General features: G+C 64.0%; 20 protein-coding genes. 18 read left to right on the top strand and 2 right to left on the bottom strand.

What is annotated here, in order from left to right; genetic code table 11:
- Positions 1–65: 65 nt before the first annotated feature.
- Both rimM and trmD read left to right on the top strand, forming a co-directional pair.
- Entirely contained in the window at positions 66–665 is a 600-nt protein-coding gene (gene rimM, locus ACO07C_RS18365) for a ribosome maturation factor RimM (RefSeq protein ID WP_421915572.1), read from the top strand.
- The gene (gene trmD / locus ACO07C_RS18370) at positions 662–1,366 is read left to right on the top strand and encodes a tRNA (guanosine(37)-N1)-methyltransferase TrmD (RefSeq protein WP_421915573.1); all 705 of its coding nucleotides are present in this window, start codon (positions 662–664) and stop codon (positions 1,364–1,366) included. Before rimM ends, trmD begins: the two co-directional genes overlap by 4 nt.
- Here trmD and ACO07C_RS18375 read toward each other — a convergent pair.
- Entirely contained in the window at positions 1,348–2,100 is a 753-nt protein-coding gene (locus tag ACO07C_RS18375; protein ID WP_421915574.1) for a sulfite exporter TauE/SafE family protein, read from the bottom strand. The genes trmD and ACO07C_RS18375 overlap by 19 nt on opposite strands.
- Before the next feature lie 308 nt (positions 2,101–2,408).
- On the opposite strand from ACO07C_RS18375, the gene rplS reads away from it, so the two are divergent.
- The 10 genes from rplS (at position 2,409) to ACO07C_RS18425 (ending at position 11,946) form a co-directional block, all read left to right on the top strand.
- Complete coding sequence (rplS, locus tag ACO07C_RS18380; protein ID WP_354462064.1) at positions 2,409–2,957, top strand: 50S ribosomal protein L19; 549 nt, start codon at positions 2,409–2,411, stop codon at positions 2,955–2,957.
- A gap of 62 nt (positions 2,958–3,019) precedes the next feature.
- On the top strand, positions 3,020–3,838 hold the full coding sequence (locus ACO07C_RS18385) for a class I SAM-dependent methyltransferase (protein WP_421915575.1): 819 nt from the start codon (positions 3,020–3,022) through the stop codon (positions 3,836–3,838).
- A gap of 93 nt (positions 3,839–3,931) precedes the next feature.
- Positions 3,932–4,351 carry an organic hydroperoxide resistance protein gene (locus tag ACO07C_RS18390; RefSeq protein WP_421915576.1) on the top strand — a complete coding sequence of 140 codons (420 nt, stop codon included), beginning with the start codon at positions 3,932–3,934 and terminating at the stop codon, positions 4,349–4,351.
- Positions 4,348–4,848 (top strand): MarR family winged helix-turn-helix transcriptional regulator, encoded by a 501-nt coding sequence (locus tag ACO07C_RS18395; protein WP_421915577.1) that lies wholly within the window; start codon positions 4,348–4,350, stop codon positions 4,846–4,848. Before ACO07C_RS18390 ends, ACO07C_RS18395 begins: the two co-directional genes overlap by 4 nt.
- 174 nt (positions 4,849–5,022) lie before the next feature.
- Positions 5,023–5,820 carry a transporter substrate-binding domain-containing protein gene (locus tag ACO07C_RS18400; RefSeq protein WP_421915578.1) on the top strand — a complete coding sequence of 266 codons (798 nt, stop codon included), beginning with the start codon at positions 5,023–5,025 and terminating at the stop codon, positions 5,818–5,820.
- A gap of 92 nt (positions 5,821–5,912) precedes the next feature.
- On the top strand, positions 5,913–6,728 hold the full coding sequence (locus ACO07C_RS18405; protein WP_421915579.1) for an amino acid ABC transporter permease: 816 nt from the start codon (positions 5,913–5,915) through the stop codon (positions 6,726–6,728).
- Between the two features lie 92 nt (positions 6,729–6,820).
- On the top strand, positions 6,821–7,456 hold the full coding sequence (locus ACO07C_RS18410; protein WP_421915580.1) for a class I SAM-dependent DNA methyltransferase: 636 nt from the start codon (positions 6,821–6,823) through the stop codon (positions 7,454–7,456).
- A gap of 373 nt (positions 7,457–7,829) precedes the next feature.
- Complete coding sequence (gene leuC, locus ACO07C_RS18415) at positions 7,830–9,239, top strand: 3-isopropylmalate dehydratase large subunit (protein WP_421915581.1); 1,410 nt, start codon at positions 7,830–7,832, stop codon at positions 9,237–9,239.
- A 237-nt stretch (positions 9,240–9,476) separates the two neighbouring features.
- Complete coding sequence (locus ACO07C_RS18420) at positions 9,477–10,697, top strand: diguanylate cyclase (protein ID WP_421915582.1); 1,221 nt, start codon at positions 9,477–9,479, stop codon at positions 10,695–10,697.
- Positions 10,698–10,746: 49 nt separating this feature from the next.
- Positions 10,747–11,946, top strand: a complete 1,200-nt coding sequence (locus ACO07C_RS18425) for a GGDEF domain-containing protein (RefSeq protein ID WP_421915583.1) — start codon at positions 10,747–10,749, stop codon at positions 11,944–11,946.
- A gap of 5 nt (positions 11,947–11,951) precedes the next feature.
- Here ACO07C_RS18425 and ACO07C_RS18430 read toward each other — a convergent pair whose 3' ends face one another.
- Positions 11,952–12,314 (bottom strand): hypothetical protein, encoded by a 363-nt coding sequence (locus tag ACO07C_RS18430; RefSeq protein ID WP_421915584.1) that lies wholly within the window; start codon positions 12,312–12,314, stop codon positions 11,952–11,954.
- A 305-nt stretch (positions 12,315–12,619) separates the two neighbouring features.
- Between ACO07C_RS18430 and ACO07C_RS18435 the strand changes: the two genes are divergently transcribed.
- The 6 genes from ACO07C_RS18435 (at position 12,620) to ACO07C_RS18460 (ending at position 17,203) form a co-directional block, all read left to right on the top strand.
- Complete coding sequence (locus ACO07C_RS18435) at positions 12,620–13,021, top strand: hypothetical protein (protein ID WP_421915585.1); 402 nt, start codon at positions 12,620–12,622, stop codon at positions 13,019–13,021.
- 311 nt (positions 13,022–13,332) lie between these two features.
- Positions 13,333–13,752 (top strand): succinate dehydrogenase, cytochrome b556 subunit, encoded by a 420-nt coding sequence (gene sdhC, locus ACO07C_RS18440; protein WP_421915586.1) that lies wholly within the window; start codon positions 13,333–13,335, stop codon positions 13,750–13,752.
- Positions 13,753–13,754: 2 nt separating this feature from the next.
- Complete coding sequence (gene sdhD, locus ACO07C_RS18445; protein ID WP_421915587.1) at positions 13,755–14,150, top strand: succinate dehydrogenase, hydrophobic membrane anchor protein; 396 nt, start codon at positions 13,755–13,757, stop codon at positions 14,148–14,150.
- A 4-nt stretch (positions 14,151–14,154) separates the two neighbouring features.
- Positions 14,155–15,984 (top strand): succinate dehydrogenase flavoprotein subunit, encoded by a 1,830-nt coding sequence (sdhA, locus tag ACO07C_RS18450; RefSeq protein WP_421915588.1) that lies wholly within the window; start codon positions 14,155–14,157, stop codon positions 15,982–15,984.
- Between the two features lie 2 nt (positions 15,985–15,986).
- A complete protein-coding gene (locus tag ACO07C_RS18455) occupies positions 15,987–16,424 on the top strand; it encodes a DUF3052 domain-containing protein (RefSeq protein WP_421915589.1) in 438 nt (145 codons plus the stop codon).
- On the top strand, positions 16,424–17,203 hold the full coding sequence (locus ACO07C_RS18460) for a succinate dehydrogenase iron-sulfur subunit (RefSeq protein WP_097575611.1): 780 nt from the start codon (positions 16,424–16,426) through the stop codon (positions 17,201–17,203). Before ACO07C_RS18455 ends, ACO07C_RS18460 begins: the two co-directional genes overlap by 1 nt.
- Positions 17,204–17,214: the final 11 nt, after the last annotated feature.

The raw sequence follows: 17,214 nt of genomic DNA on the forward strand, positions 1-17,214 counted from the left end.
GGTGAAGAGGCGTCATTGAAATGCCGGCGGTGGAGAGCTAGAGCAGGGCAAAGGACATTTTCGCCATGACCAAGCTCCAAAACCCCGTCCAGATGGCCGTGATCGGCGCCGCCCATGGCATCAAGGGCGAATTGCGCGTGAAAACCTTCACCGGCGAGCCGCTGGCGCTGGCCGATTACGGGCCGCTCTATGCCAGGGACGGCCGCGCTTTCCAGATCATCGATATCCGTCCCGCCAACACGGTCGTCGTCGTGCGCTTCAAGGGTGTCAGCGATCGCAATGCCGCCGAGGCCCTGGCCGGTACGGAACTGTTCGTCGACCGCTCCATGCTGCCCGATGACGGCGAGGAAGACGAGTTCTACCACGCCGACCTCGTCGGCCTGGAGGTTCGGGACGATACCGGTACGGCCATCGGCAAGGTGGTGGCCGTCCATAATTTCGGCGGCGGCGACATACTCGATGTGACGCTGGGGGGCCGCAAGGGCGTGCTTATTCCCTTCACGCAGGCCGCCGTGCCGGAGGTGTCGATCGCCGACGGGTTCGTCCGCGTCGATCCGGCGGCGGCGGGACTTGTCGAGGACGAGGACGGCGATGCGCCGCGCGAGGAAGACTTCGACCCGAAGGGCCGGCCGCGCGGGCCGAGGGATGCCGGGGGCAACCGGTGACGTTCAAGGCGTCTGTACTGACGCTCTATCCGGAGATGTTTCCAGGTGCACTGGGGGTGTCGCTGGCCGGCCGGGCGCTGGAAGCGGGCACATGGTCGCTGGAAGCCATCCAGATCCGCGACTTCGCAACGGATCGCCACCGCACCGTCGACGATACGCCGGCCGGAGGCGGCGCCGGCATGGTGATGCGCGCGGACGTGCTGGCCAGGGCCATCGACCACGCCTCGCCCGAAGGCGATGCGCGGCCACGGCTGTTGATGAGCCCGCGCGGCAAGCCGCTGGCGCAGGCCCGCGTGCGCGAACTGGCGGCCGGGCCGGGCGCCATCATCCTGTGTGGCCGTTTCGAGGGCGTCGACCAGCGGCTGATAGACGCGCGCGGCCTGGAAGAGGTCTCGATCGGCGACTTCATCCTGTCCGGCGGCGAGCCGGCGGCCCTGGTGCTGCTCGACGCCGTGGTGCGGCTGCTGCCGGGCGTGATGGGCAATGCGGAGTCGGGCGAGGAAGAGAGCTTCGAGAACGGCCTGCTCGAACATCCGCATTACACGCGGCCGCAGGAATTCGAGGGCCGGCCGATCCCCGAGGTGCTGACCTCGGGCAACCACAAGAAGATCGCGCAATGGCGGCGCGCCCAGTCGGAGGCGCTGACCAGGGATCGCCGGCCGGATCTGCTTGATGCTGATTCTCAGCCCTTGTCGAAGTAGTAAAAAGCCAGGAACAGGCCGACCGCGATGACGAAGCCGCGCACCGCGTCCTGCGGCACGCGCTTGGCGATCCAGACGCCGGCATAGCCGCCGAGCGCGCCGCCCGGGATCATGACGAGCGCCTGTGGCCAGGCCACGACACCGCCCGAAACGAAGACGATGATCGCCACGGCCGCGATGACCACGGCCAGCATGTTCTTGAGCGCGTTCAGCCGGTGGTAGTCGCCAGCCTGCGTCAGGCCGAGCGTTGCCAGCATCATCACACCCATGCCGGCGCCGAAGAAGCCGCCATAGATGGCGGTGAGGAGCTGCGCCGCGGAGCCGGCCAGCGAGCCCACGGATGTTTCATCGCCTGGCCTCGGCGCAGGCTTCAGCCATGGCCCGGCTGCGAACAAAGCGGTGGCGGCAAGCAGCAGCCACGGCACCAGAGCGCGGAACGACGGATTGGAAAGCGCCAGCAGGATGAGCGCGCCGGCCAGCGCGCCCACGGCGGAGATGAGGCACAGCAGCAGCGCGCCGCGCCAGAAATGCCGGATGTCGGTCCAGTAGGCGAGTGTCGAGGTGATGTAGCCGGGAAACTGGGTCACCGAGGAGGTCGCGTTGGCGACGATCGGCGGCAGGCCGGCCAGCGTCATGGCGCCGAAGGTTATGAAGGTGCCACCGCCGGCGACGGCGTTGACCGCGCCGGACAGAAAGCCCGCCAGGAAAAGCAGGACGATGTCGAAAACGGACATGCGGATCGCGCCGAAAAAGGATACTCAGAGCGGCTTAGGAAGCTTGGAGCCAAGGCGCAACCCCGAACCGCATGATTGCGATGGCGGCGCGCGAGCAAAAAAGACTCGCGCCAAGGCGTGACAAAGCATCGAAATAGCTGTATGTGCCCGCCCGTACCGGAAGAAGAATCTGCCGGACCCGTCAACAATGGCGGTGTAGTCGCCCCTGCCCGATGTCTTCCGACTAAGGGCATAGCCGAGCGGTCATAGGAACTGCAAGGCGAGTGCCGGACGCTCTGACTGTCGAAGAACAAGAAGTGGATTACACGATGGATATCCTCCGTCAGCTCGAGGCCGAACAGGCCGCCAAGATCGAAGCCAAGCGCAAGCTTCCCGAATTTCAGCCCGGCGACACCGTGCGCGTCCAGGTCCGCGTGACCGAAGGCACCCGCACCCGCGTCCAGGCCTATGAGGGCGTCGTCATCGCCCGCTCCGGCGCAGGTTTCCAGGAGAGCTTCACCGTCCGCAAGATTTCCTACGGCGAAGGCGTCGAGCGCGTGTTTCCGGTCTACTCGCCCATGGTCGAGGGCGTCGAGATCGTGCGTCGCGGCAAGGTGCGCCGCGCCAAGCTCTATTACCTGCGCGATCGTCGCGGCAAGTCGGCCCGTATTTCGGAAAACACCGGCGTGCGCGCCCGCAAGCTGAACGACGAGGAGCGCGATGCGCTGAACGCCGAGAAGGCCCGCATCGAGGCCGAGAAGGTCGCGGCCGCCCAGGCGCTGGCCGCCGAGAAGGCAGCACAGGAAGCCGCCGAGAAGAAGGCCGCCGCCGAGGCCGAAGCAGCAGCCAAGGCCGCCGAAGCGACCCCCGCCGAATAAGCTTTCGACGACAAGGTTTTCGAAAAGGCGGCTTCGGCCGCCTTTTTTGTTTGGAGGACAGGATGGACAGTTTCTTCGACGCCAACCGGCTGAACTGGGACAACCGGGCGGAACTGCATTCGACCGACACGACCGGAAGCTACCGCATCGCCGCGGTGCTGGGCGGCGGTTCGGCGTTGCATGCGCTGGAAGCCGGCGAGATAGGCGATCTGGCGGGCAAGGACATCGTTCACCTGCAATGCCATATCGGCCTGGATACGCTCAGCCTGAAGCATCTCGGTGCGAAAAGCGTGACCGGGCTCGATTTCTCGACAAAGGCGATCACGGCGGCACGCGATTTCGCCGCGAGGGCTGGAACCGAGGCGCGGTTTGTCGAGGCGTCGGTCCATGACGCCGTCGCCGCATTGGGCCAGACCTACGACATGGTGTTCGTCACCTGGGGCGCGATCAACTGGCTGCCGGATATCCTTGCCTGGGCCAAGGTGGTGGCCGCCCTGCTCAGGCCCGGCGGCAAGCTCTATCTGCTCGAAGGCCATCCGACGATGCTGCAGTTCGAGGCGAGGGAAGGCCGGCTCGACCTCGAATATGGCTGGCGCACGCCGCTTGAGCGGCCGCTCGTGTTCGACGAGGCCCACACCTATACCGGAGACGAGCGACCGCTGTCGCATACGCGCAATTATGAGTGGATCCATCCGCTGTCGGACGTGGTCAACGCGATCCTGTCGGCGGAGCTTTCCCTCGATTTTCTCAACGAGCACGAGATCATCGTCTGGAAGGCGTTTCCCTTCGTCGTGGAGACCGGCGAGGATCAGTTCGAACTGCCGGACGGTTATCCACGAATCCCGATGTCCTTTTCGATCGGCGCGACGAAACGCGGCTGAAGCACGGTCGCATGAAGCATTCAACGAAGCGTGAATTGACTCCTATTAAATCGTGTACTAATCGATCGCGTACAAGATAAATGGAGAGCTGAAATGTCCGCACTGTATTCAACCCAGGCCCGTGCCGTCGGCGGCCGCGCCGGCCATGTCCAGAGCAATGATGGCCTGCTCAGCGTCGACCTTGCCATGCCCAAGGAACTTGGCGGCAAGGGCGGCGCCACCAATCCCGAACAGCTTTTCGCCGCCGGCTATGCCGCCTGCTTCGAAAGCGCCATGCGCTTCATCGCCGGCAAGCAGAAACTGCCTCTACAGGACGCCTCGGTGACGGCCAATGTCAGCCTGCATCCTAACGGCGAGGGCGGCTTCCGGCTCGGCGTGTCCCTGGCGGCGGAGACGAAAGGCCTTGATCAGGCGGCGGCGGAAGCGCTTGTATCGGCGGCGCATCAGGTCTGCCCCTATTCCAACGCCATCAAGGGCAATATCGAAGTGGCGCTTTCGGCAAAGGCGGCATGACCATCAAGACCACACCCGCACCCATGGACGTCCCGGCGGATTTCGCCGGGATACCCAGGCTCGACCAGCATCTGTGCTTCGCGCTCTATTCGGCGAGCGGGCTGATGACGCGGCTCTACCGGCCGCTGCTGGAGCCGCTTGGCCTGACCTACCCGCAATATCTCACCATGCTGGCATTGTGGGAACATGCGCCGCGCACGGTTGGCGAACTCGGCGAAACGCTGGGGCTCGATTCGGCGACGCTGACGCCTCTGCTCAAACGCCTGGAAGCCAACGGCCTTGTCACGCGCCGGCGCGATCCGGCCGACGAACGCCGTGTGCTGGTCGAACCGACACAGCAGGGTCGTGCACTGCGCGAGAGCGCCAAGGAGGTCTCGGCAGCGATGCGTTGCCATTCGCCGCTCGATGGCGAGGAGCTCAAATCCCTGCATCAGACCTTGACCCGGCTAATCGATGGGTTGCGTGAAGCGACTACCACCGCGCCGGACCGCGATTGACGGCAGATCGCAAGGATCGTTCTCAAACCCTGGAATTGACGACACTGGAATTCGATTTCGCGCCCGCTGACGCAGCGGAGCGTCTTGCATGACGCTTGCGGAAAGCTAAAGTCGGCGCCGGATTTTCCTGCAAGCCCGGACTGTGCCCGGGCGGTCAATTTCTGGGGGTATGTCATGACCAAATCGAAGCTGCTGTTGGCAGGCCTGCTGGCTTGCCTTCTCGCGCCCGTCGCCGCCTTCGCGCAGGCGTTGCCCGACCTTGCCGGCAAGAAGGTTGTGGTGGTTACCGAGAATGCCTACCCGCCGCTGCAGTTCATCGATGCCAAGACGGGAAAGCAGATCGGCTGGGAATATGACGCGATGAACGAGATCGCCAAGCGGCTGAATTTCAAGGTCGAGTACCAGAACACCTCCTGGGACGCGATGATCCAGGCGGTTTCCGACAACCAGTACAATATCGGCATGACCGGCATCACCATCAAGGACGACCGCAAGGCGAAGGTGGATTTCTCCGACCCCTACATGCGCTCCGAACAGTTCATGCTGGTGCGCGGCGATGAAAGCCGCTTCACCGACGCCAAGACGTTTGGGGCCTTCAAGGATGGACTGATTGGCGCGCAGCCGGGTACGACACCGTTCTACACCGCCGTCTACAGCGTGCTCGACGGCAATGAACAGAACCCGCGCATAAAGCTGTTCGAGACGTTCGGCGCGACGGTGCAGGCACTGAAGTCCGGCGACGTCGATGTGGTGCTGACCGACGGCACCGCCGGCAAAGGCTATGTCGATGCTTCCGGCGGCAAGCTCAAGCTGATCGGCGGGCCGCTCGGCAGCGAGGATTTCGGCTTCATCTTCCCCAAAGGTTCCGACCTGGTGAAGCCGGTCAACGCGGCGATCGCGGCGCTCAAGGCCGACGGCACGTTCGACGCGCTGAACAAGAAGTGGTTCCTCGACTACAAGATGGGGCAATGAGCCCTGTTGGTGCAGGCATTGCCTGATCCTTGCGTGCGCGAAGGCGCTGATTTGCCGTGCCTTCGCCGTATCCTCCCTGACGGTGTCGCCTGATGGCAATACCGGCTTCGTCCTCCTCCAAGGCCGACTTTCCGTGGTGGCTTGTCGTCGCCGTGGCCCTCGCGGTCGCGGTGGCCGTATTCGTCGCGACCAGCGATCTCTACGCCCAGGTCTTCGCCACCGTCGCCAAGGGCATCGGCGTCACCGTCTTGGTCACGGTGGTCGCCTTCGCGCTGGCTTCGACGATCGGGCTCTGCATCGCGCTGATGGGGCTGTCGGGCTCGCGGTGGCTGCGGCAGATCGCGCGCTTCTATGTCGAGATCATCCGCGGCGTGCCGATCCTTGTGCTGTTGTTCTGGATCGCCTTCGTCGGCGCCCCTGCCTTCGTCGCGGCCTGGAACGCGCTGACGGCGCCACTGCAGGGCGCGGGTTATCTGGGCGAGCTCCTGGTGCGCGACGTGTCGTTGCTGTGGCGCGCCATCATGGCGCTGACCATCGGCTATTCGGCCTTCATCTCGGAGGTTTTCCGGGCCGGTATCCAGGCAGTCGAGAAAGGCCAGATCGAGGCGGCCAAGGCGCTCGGACTGACCCGTGTGCAGCGCTTCCGGCTGATCGTGTTTCCGCAGGCGATCCGCACCATCCTGCCGCCCCTCGGCAATGATTTCGTCGCCCTGGTCAAGGATTCCTCGCTGGTCTCCGTGCTCGGCGTCGCCGATATCACCCAGATGGGCAAGGTCTACGCCGCCGGCTCCTTCCGCTTCTTCGAGACCTATTCGATCGTCGCCTACATCTATCTCATCCTGACCGTCAGCCTGTCGCTGGCGCTCAGGGCGCTGGAACGGCGGCTGCGCCACCAGCACGAGCAATAGCGCTCGAACAAAGACGGCGCTATCCTGGATCATGTGTATCGTTATCCGCTGCGTGAAGTTGGCGACATGCATAGCCGGGAGAAGCACGACCGATGATCGTCGACAAAGCCAATGCGGCTCTGGATTCCGTCTATGGCGCGGACACGCCGGAAACGCTGGCGCAAGCCTATGCCGCATGGGCCGCGACCTATGACGGCGAGACCGCTTCGCTGGGCTACCTCCTGCCGTTCCTGATCACCGCCTGGGTAGCGCGCCATGTACCATCCAGCGAAGGGCCGCTGCTCGATGCCGGCTGCGGCACGGGTCTGTCGGGGCCATCGCTGAAGGCACTGGGCTATGGCGACATCGCCGGGCTCGACCTGTCGGACGAGATGCTGAGGATCGCCGGCGGCCGCAATGCCTATGGCGAGCTGAAGCAGGCGATGCTGGGCGGGCCGCTGCCGTGGCCGGACGGGCATTTCCGCGCCTTCTTCTCGACCGGCGTGTTCACCATCAGCCATGCGCCGGCATCCGGCCTGCACGAACTGGTGCGCATCACGAAGAAGGGCGGCCACGCCATCTTCACCGTGCGTGACCAGGTGTTCGAGAGCGGCGGCTTCCAGGCGGTGTTCGATGAACTGGCGCGGGCAGGGAAATGGCGGCGCGTCGAGGAAAGTCCGTGGTTCCGCTGCTATGCGATCGCCGAGCCCGACGCGCTGGTGAAGACGTTCGTGTTCGAGGTGCTGTGAGCTGCGAATTCCCCGACCTTGGCTCCCTTCCTCTCCCCCGATCGACGGGGGAGAGGAAGGGCGCGAGTTCGCCGACCCTTGGTGCCCTTCCTCCCCTGAAGGTGTGGAAGTGAGAGCGAGGAACCAGGTCCTGTCGCGACCCGCACGCCACAATTGCCGAAAACGCAAAACATTGGTATGAGCCACGCCATGGAAGAGCTTTTTGGCGATCCGGCCTACAAGGGGTTCGTGCTGCAGGACAGAAAACGCCTGCCGTCGCGCTTTTCCGCGCGCGTGTCCGGCGCGCTGACCAGCCGACTTAGCTAAGGCCGGTTTTGCCGGGCGAAGGCCTCCGGCGTCTCTCTTCCCATTTCAAATCGACGGATTTACGCACATGAGCGCACCGCGCACCCTCTACGACAAGATTTTCGACGACCATATCGTCGACCGCCAGGACGACGGCACCTGCCTGCTCTACATCGACCGCCACCTCGTCCATGAAGTGACCAGTCCGCAGGCCTTCGAAGGCCTGCGCATGAGCGGCCGCAAGGTTCGTCACCCGGAAAAGACACTGGCCGTGGTCGATCACAATGTCTCGACCTCGCCCGAGCGCAAGTTCGGCATCAAGAACGAGGAAAGCCGCATCCAGGTCGAGGCGCTGGCCAAGAACGCTAGGGATTTCGGCGTCGAGTACTACTCCGAGAACGATATCCGCCAGGGCATCGTCCACATCATCGGCCCGGAACAGGGCTTTACGCTGCCCGGCATGACCATCGTGTGCGGTGACAGCCATACCTCGACGCATGGCGCTTTCGGGGCGCTGGCGCACGGCATCGGCACGTCGGAGGTCGAGCATGTGCTGGCGACGCAGACGCTGATTCAGCGCAAGGCCAAGAACATGCTGGTGCGCGTCGACGGGCAGCTTCCGGAAGGCGTCACCGCCAAGGACATCATCTTGGCCATCATCGGCGAGATCGGCACCGCCGGCGGCACCGGCTATGTCATCGAATATGCCGGGGAGGCGATCCGCTCGCTGTCGATGGAAGGCCGCATGACCATCTGCAACATGTCGATCGAGGGCGGCGCCCGCGCCGGCCTGATCGCGGCCGACGAGACAACCTTCGCCTATGTCAAGGACAAGCCGCGCGCGCCGAAGGGCGCTGCCTGGGATGCCGCGCTCGAATATTGGAAGACGCTGCAGTCCGACGAAGGCGCGCATTTCGACAAGGTGATCGTTCTAGACGCGGCCAAGCTGCCGCCGATCGTCTCCTGGGGTTCCTCGCCCGAGGATGTCGTCTCCGTGCAAGGCATCGTGCCGAACCCCGACGACATCACCGACGAGAACAAGCGCACCTCCAAGCAGCGCGCGCTCGAGTATATGGGCCTGACCCCGGGAACCAGGATCACCGATATCGCTGTCGACCGCGTCTTCATCGGCTCCTGCACCAACGGCCGCATTGAGGATCTGCGCGCCGTCGCCAAGGTAGTCGAAGGCAAGACCGTCAGCGCGCATGTCGATGCGATGATCGTTCCGGGCTCGGGGCTCGTCAAGGAACAGGCGGAAGCGGAAGGCCTCGACAAGATCTTCCTGGCCGCCGGTTTCGACTGGCGCGAGCCGGGCTGCTCGATGTGCCTTGCCATGAACGACGACCGGCTGAAGCCGCACGAGCGCTGCGCCTCGACCTCGAACCGCAATTTCGAGGGCCGGCAGGGCTTCAAGGGCCGCACCCATCTGGTTTCGCCGGCGATGGCGGCGGCGGCGGCAATCGCCGGCCATTTCGTGGATATCCGCGACTGGAAATAGCTTGGGCTTTCGATGCCCGCGACAGGAGGCCCGGACCGCATGGCGGTTCGGGCCTTTTTCATGGCCGGCCGTTCGTGCGGGAACCTTGCTCCTCCGCACGCGATCGTGAACACCGGGATCCACTGAAACGGCCTGGTTCGGGCCGCATGCGCAGTGCCTTTCCGGTTGTGCTTAACGGCTTGTTTGGGCTTGCGCCGTATGGTCTTCCCTGACGGAAGCGAGGGGAAGTAGGGTCTTTTGGACGTCGGACTGTTCATAGCGCTGCTCAACCCGACGATCGCGATCGCCCTCGGCGCCGCCTTCCTCGTGCTTTGGTCCTATCAGCGTCATAGGCCCTATCTGGCAGTATTGGGTGCCAGCTACTCCGTATCGGCCGGCGGCTTCCTGCTGCAGTATTTCACGCTGCCATTCGGCATCGCGCTCTCCAAGCTGTTTTCAAACCTGTGCTTCGCCGCTGCCGGAGGATGTCTCGTCGCGGCGATCGTCGCGCGCTATGGCCGCAGAGTGCCCTATGCGGTGATCAGCATGTTGATGGTCGGTGGCCTGGCCGCGTTCAGCTGGTTCATGTTCGTCCAGCCCGACCTGACGTGGCGCATCTATGCGATGAACTTTGCCTTCGGCGGCCTCAGTCTGGTTGCCGCCGCCGAATTGCGCCCAGTTCGCAACAACGGTCCGACGGAAATGATCCTGTTCGTGCTGTCGCTGGTGTCGGGAGCCAATTTCTTCGTGCGGACCATCGTCATCGTGGCAATCCACGGACCCTTCACCACCTACGACGGCTTCTATGCGTCGTCCTACTGGACGACGGCACTCCTGTCGCATGCGCTGCTGTCGCTGCTGATCGCTCTCTGCCTGTTCACCGCCGCCGCGCTCGACGTGATGAAGGCGCTGAAGACCGAAACCTTTACGGACCCGCTGTCGGGCCTTCTCAACCGTCGTGGTTTCGAGGAACGCGCGGGCCTGCTTCTGCATCGCTGCGCCCTGGCGAAGTTTCCGGTGGCGCTGGTGCTGGCCGACCTCGATCATTTCAAGGCGCTCAACGACGTTCATGGGCACGCCGCCGGGGATCGGGTGATCGCCCACTTTGCCTCCAAGCTTCGCACGGCCGCCGGTGCCCGAGGGGTTGCCGGCCGCGTCGGCGGAGAGGAATTCGCGGTGCTGCTGCCGCTGACCGATCTTGGCGCGGCGCGACTGTTCGCCGAGGCCATCCGTGTCCTCCATTCGGCCGGTGGCGTGGATGGGCTTCCTCCGGGCACCAGGGTGACCGCCAGCTTCGGCGTCGCGGCCCGCACCGGCGAGGAGGGGCTGGAACCGTTGATGCGACGCGCCGACGAGGCCCTCTACAAAGCCAAGAAGAATGGCCGCGACAGCGTGCGGCTGTCCTACGAGCGGCCGGAGACGGTCTTCGTCGCGGAGCCGCAAAGGCCAGCCGATTTGGGGAAAGCCGCCGCACGTTAACGTCTTTTTCGCCCGCCGGTGATTTGGTGCCGGACGGACTCCGGAGCCAATGGACAGCGCAAATTACATCCTCGCGATCAACCTGGTCGTTGCAGCCCTGCTGGCTGCGGCCTTCTTGACGATCGCCGTCCATGACGCCGGGCGTGTCTCGGCGCGCTGGCTGGCCTTCGGCTATCTGCTGGGCATGGCCTATTTCGCCATCGAATTCAGCATTCCGGCCTTCGACGACGCGCGGCCCATGGTGGTTGCCGCCTTTGCCGCCTTCCTGGGCGCCACCATCGCCTTCAATGGCGGGCTTGCCCACAAGTACGGCGTTGTGCCGCCCTGGCCACAGATGCTCTCCTTCCTGCTCGCCGCCTCGGTCGCCGTCTATCTCGTGCAGGATCTGCCGCGGCAGTCGTTCATCCGGATGATGGCCTACCAATTCCCCTATGCCGCCATGCAGTTCGTCGGCCTTGGCATCGTCTGGTCGTCGAGGCACAGGCGTGATCGCCTCGACCATGTGCTAATGGCCGTCTTGGCGGCCAGCGCCCTGCAGTTCCTGAGCAAGCCGTTCATCGCGCATGCGCTGGGCGGCTGGGGCGCCAACCCGCAGTTCTATCTGCGGAGCAGCTACGCGCTGGTGTCGCAGTCGCTCGGCACCATGTTCGGCCTGGCGATCGCGCTGCTGATCCTGGTCATTCTGGTTCGCGACCTGCTGGCCGAGGTGATGTCGAAGTCGGAGACGGACACGCTCTCGCGGCTGCTCAATCGTGGCGGCTTCGAGCGCCATGCGGAGCTGGCGCTGCGCGGCGCCGCGCGCCAGGGCGTGCCTGTCGCCCTGGTGATCGCCGACCTCGATCATTTCAAGAGTATCAACGACAGTTTCGGCCATGCCTCCGGCGACCGGGTCATCGAGACGTTCGCCGGCTTCCTGCGCGATGCCGCGGCCGACCATCATGTTGCCGGCCGGGTCGGCGGCGAGGAATTCGCCATCATCCTGCCGGGAACGAACCTCGCCGCCGCCCGGCTCTTCGCCGAGGGGACGCGCAGCGCGTTCGGCGCGCTGCCTGTTGACGGACTTCCGCCGGAGCATCGCTGCACGGCAAGTTTCGGCGTTGCCGAACTTTATGCGGGAGAAGGCTTTGCCGATCTGATGCGGCGTGCCGACGAAGCCCTCTATCAGGCCAAGAACGGCGGGCGCGATTGCGTGCGGGTCTCGCCCGGGCCGACAAGCAGGCGGGCTGCAACAGTCGCAAACGCCGGATAGAGGCCTCAGCGACAGGGAGTGAGGTCTGGCATCTCACCGTCGGACAGGCCGTACATGTAGCCGCGGCCTTTCACGAAAGCCGGTGGCCGGTAGCAGTCATTGCCGCTGATGACGCTGTCCGATTCGTGTTCGTATAGAACCTTGGGCTGGCCGGCGCTGGTGTAGGCCGAAAGCTCCTTGGCCAGCTTGCCCTCGCCAACGAGGATGCGCTTGTAGCCGGCGGCGCTCTCGATGACGAGATTGCCAAACGAATCAGCGTAGACGCGGTCCTGATGGCGTGCACCTGCCACGGCAGGCGCCGCGAATCCAACGGCCATGGCTGAGATGACGAGCGCGCAAAGGCGCTGGCGGGTCGATATCGAACGCATTGCGTCCTCCAACTTCCTGTTTGACCCTTGATCGCGGAAAGGCGGTTTCGCGAGATCATGGTCTGGAACGAGTGCGAATCAGAAATTAACCTTTTATTAACCTTTGTTAAGAGGGGCGCCCGTTTCCTCGTCATGTCCTTTCAAACATGGTTAATTTCTGTCGGCGGCGATTGTCGCTGGCCATCATTCGGCCATGCTTGACCGCACCATCGCGCCAGGCGTTGCGCGTGGTCGCGAAGTGATGCCGGGGAACCTTGATCTTGAGCGAGCATCGCGACTAGGCTGATGCGTGGGGAGGACAGCACATGGCGTTACGCCGGTGGTTTCGGGTGGCGCTTGTGCTGTTGCCTGCGCTGATTGCAGCGGCCTGCGTGCCGGAGACGAGCGCACCGAAGACGAGCGCACCGAATACAGGCAACAAGGTCGCCCCGGCTGTTTCGCTTGCTCCCACCGCCACCACCACCGAGCTGTCCTCGCCACAGCCCCGCAGCGCCACCTACAGATGCGCGGACGGCGCAACAATGACCATCGAGAATCTCGGTTCTTCTGTGCACGTCGTCGAGGCGGACGGCGCCAGCGAGGATCTGCCGGCCTCGCCGGCCAACCAGAACAGCCGCTACGGCCAAGCCCATGACGCGATCGTGATCGATGGTCGGGAGGCGCTGGTGATGAAGGGCGGCAAGACGCCGCTGACCTGTACGCGCTGATCAGGATGATTTTGGATTCAGCTTCCGCCGGCCCGCAAACGGGCTTGGCCTGACCCGAATCCTGTCTGATCCCGGCTGCTGGCCCATGCGAATATACCGCACTGCAGCGATATCGAGCCGGCTTGAGACCATTGGCCTAATCGATTGAAGCGAAATCAGCCCTTTATTCAGACTAAATTACGTTTTCGAAACGGTTTTCCGGCTTTGACGCGGTGCAAAAAGAGCATTAGAAACCGGCTGTCCGAAGTCGCTTCCGGAAGCGGTCATGCCGCATTTCCACCTGAGGCGGGAGACGCCGAACTGGGGGAGCCATGAGCAAATCACCAGCCACCCGCGAATTTGCCAGACGTGAACGGCCGCTTTCGCCGCATCTGAGCGTGTACCGGCCGCCGATCACCATGACGATGTCGATCATCCATCGCATCACGGGCGGCGCGCTTTATTTCGGGACGCTGCTGGTCGCCATCTGGCTGATGGCCGCGGCGGGCTCCAAATCGACCTTCGATCTCGTCAACTGGGCGTTCGGTTCCTGGCTGGGGCAGCTAGTGCTGTTCGGCTACACCTGGGCGCTGATGCACCACATGCTGGGCGGCGTGCGCCACCTGATCTGGGACACCGGCGCCGGTCTTGAGAAGCACACGGCTTCGAAGATCGCCTGGGCGACGCTCGCCGGCTCGGTCCTGCTCACGCTGCTGATCTGGATCGCCGGCTACCTGGTGCGGGGAGCCTGATCATGAATGGCAACAATACCGACATGCGCACGCCGCTGGCCAAGGTGCGGGGTCTCGGTTCCGCCCGTGAAGGTACGCAGCATTTCTGGCGCCAGCGCCTTACCGCGATCGCCAACATTCCGCTGACGCTGTTCTTCGTCGGCTTCCTGATCGCCCTGAACGGCGCCGGCTACGAGCATGTGCGCGCGGCGCTCGCCAATCCTTTCGTCGCACTGATCATCATCCTGGTTGTTGTCTCCGGCCTCACCCATATGCGGCTCGGCATGCAGGTGATCATCGAGGACTACATCCATGGCGAGGGCATGAAGCTGGTGCTGATCGCCCTCAACACATTCTTTACAGTAGCGGTTGGCGTGGTCTCGATCTTCGCCCTGCTCAAACTGGCATTCGGAGGCTGACATTTTGGCCAAGGACGCGAACAAGGCTTCGGCCTATACCTATGTCGACCACAAGTTCGACGTGGTGGTCGTCGGCGCCGGCGGCGCCGGCCTGCGCGCCACGCTCGGCATGGCCGAACAGGGCTTGCGCACCGCCTGCATCAGCAAGGTGTTTCCGACGCGCTCTCACACAGTGGCGGCGCAGGGTGGCATCGCCGCCTCGCTGTCGAACATGGGGCCGGATTCCTGGCAGTGGCACATGTACGATACCGTCAAGGGGTCGGACTGGCTGGGCGACGTCGACGCCATGGAGTATCTGGTGCGCGAAGCGCCGGCCGCCGTCTATGAACTCGAACATTACGGCGTGCCCTTCTCCCGCACCGAGGAAGGCAAGATCTATCAGCGGCCCTTCGGCGGCCACATGATGAACTATGGCGATGGTCCGCCCGTGCAGCGCACCTGCGCTGCCGCCGACCGCACCGGCCATGCCATCCTGCACACGCTCTACGGCCAGTCGCTGAAGAACAACGCCCAGTTCTTCATCGAGTATTTCGCGCTCGACCTGATCATGGAGCCCGACGGCACCTGTACCGGCGTCGTTGCCTGGAACCTCGACGACGGCACCATCCATCGCTTCTCGGCCAAGATGGTCGTGCTGGCGACCGGCGGTTACGGCCGGGCCTATTTCTCGGCGACCTCGGCGCATACCTGCACCGGCGACGGCGGCGGCATGGCCTCGCGCGCCGGCTTTCCGCTGCAGGACATGGAGTTCGTGCAGTTCCATCCGACCGGCATCTATGGCGCAGGCTGCCTGATCACCGAAGGCGCGCGCGGCGAGGGCGGCTATCTCGTCAACTCCGAGGGCGAGCGGTTCATGGAGCGCTATGCGCCATCGGCCAAGGATCTTGCCTCGCGCGACGTTGTCTCGCGCTGCATGACGCTGGAGATCCGCGAGGGTCGTGGCGTCGGCAAGAAGAAGGACCATATCTTCCTGCATCTCGACCATCTCGATCCGGCGGTGCTGCATGAGCGGCTGCCGGGCATTTCAGAATCGGCGAAGATCTTTGCCGGCGTCGACCTGACAAAGGAGCCGATCCCGGTGCTGCCGACCGTCCACTACAATATGGGCGGCGTGCCGACCAATTACTGGGGCGAGGTGCTCAACCCGACATCGAGGAGCCCCGACAAGGTATCGCCGGGACTGATGGCGGTCGGCGAGGCTGGATGCGCTTCGGTGCACGGTGCCAACCGGCTGGGCTCGAACTCGCTGATCGACCTGGTCGTGTTCGGCCGCGCCGCGGCAATCCGCGCCGGCCAGGTGATCGACCGCAAGTCGGCGATCCCATCGCCCAACGAAGCTTCGGTCGAGAAGATCATGGATCGCTTCGACAAACTGCGCCACGCCAATGGTTCGACGCCGACGGCGGTGCTGCGCGAGAAGATGCAGAAGGCGATGCAGGACGACGCGGCGGTGTTCCGCACCCAGGAATCGTTGGAGAATGGCTGCAAGCGGATTTCGGAAATCTGGACCGAGCTCAAGGACATCAAGGTGTTCGACCGTTCGATGATCTGGAACTCCGACCTGGTCGAGACGCTGGAACTGGAAAACCTGATGGCCAACGCCATCACCACGGTCTACAGCGCCGAGGCCCGCAAGGAGAGCCGTGGCGCGCATGCGCGCGAGGATTTTGCCGCCCGTGATGACGCCAACTGGCGCAAGCATACGCTGGCCCGGCTGAGCGAAGACGGCAAGGTGAGCCTTTCCTACCGGCCGGTGCATACCGAGCCGCTGTTGGCGGAAAAGGACGGCGGCATCAGCCTCGCCAAGATCGCGCCGAAGGCGCGGGTGTACTGACGATGGCGCCGGCGGCCTCGGGATATTCCGGCACGCCCCTACCGGCCAAGCTCGGCCTGAAGGACGGCATGGTCGCCGCCTTCATCGCGTTGCCGGCGGAGCTTGGCGACCTGGCCGATGCCGTGGACTTTGCTGAAGTCGACCGGCTGGCCGATTGGTCGGCGATCTCGGGTTCCGCCCTGAAATATGACGCCGTCCACGCCTTCACCCGTCAGCGTGCCGAAATCGAGGATCGTCTCTGCGCTATCGAGGCGGCGATCAAGCGCGACGGAATGGTCTGGGTCTCCTGGCCGAAAAAGGCCTCGAAGGTACCGACCGACGTCACCGAGGGCGTCGTCCGTGCCGAAGCGCTGAAGCTCGACCTTGTCGACGTCAAGGTCGCCGCCGTGAATGACATCTGGTCCGGGCTGAAGCTCGTCATCCGAAAGGACCGCAGGTAATGGTCGAACTGACACTTCCCAAGAATTCGCAGATCAAGCAGGGCAAGACCTGGCCGAAGCCGGAAGGCGCCACCAATCTGCGCGAGTACCGCATCTACCGCTGGTCGCCCGATGATGACGAGAACCCGCGCATCGACACCTATTTCGTCGACATGGACGATTGCGGTCCGATGGTGCTCGATGCGCTTTTGTGGATCAAGAACAAGATCGACCCGACGCTGACCTTGCGCCGTTCCTGCCGCGAAGGCATTTGCGGGTCCTGCGCCATGAACATCGACGGCTCCAACACGCTGGCCTGCACCAAGGGCTGCGACGACATTTCGGGCGCCGTGAAAGTCTATCCGCTGCCGCATATGCAGGTGGTGAAGGACCTGGTGCCCGACCTCACCAATTTCTACGCCCAGCACGCCTCGATCGAGCCGTGGCTGAAGACCGTGTCGCCGCAGCCGGCCAAGGAATGGCTGCAGAGCCACGAGGACCGTGAGAAGCTCGACGGTCTCTACGAATGCATCCTGTGCGCCTGCTGCTCGACCTCGTGCCCGAGCTACTGGTGGAACGGTGACCGCTATCTCGGCCCGGCAACGTTGCTGCAGGCCTATCGCTGGCTGATCGACAGCCGCGACGAGGCCAAGGGCGAGCGGCTCGACAATCTCGAAGACCCGTTCCGGCTGTATCGCTGCCACACCATCATGAACTGCGCGCAGACCTGCCCCAAGGGCCTCAACCCGGCCAAGGCGATCGCCGAGATCAAGAAGATGATGGTCGAACGGCGCGTCTGACGGCGGCCATT

This window comes from Mesorhizobium sp. (assembly GCF_965229135.1).
GTDB lineage: Bacteria > Pseudomonadota > Alphaproteobacteria > Rhizobiales > Rhizobiaceae > Mesorhizobium.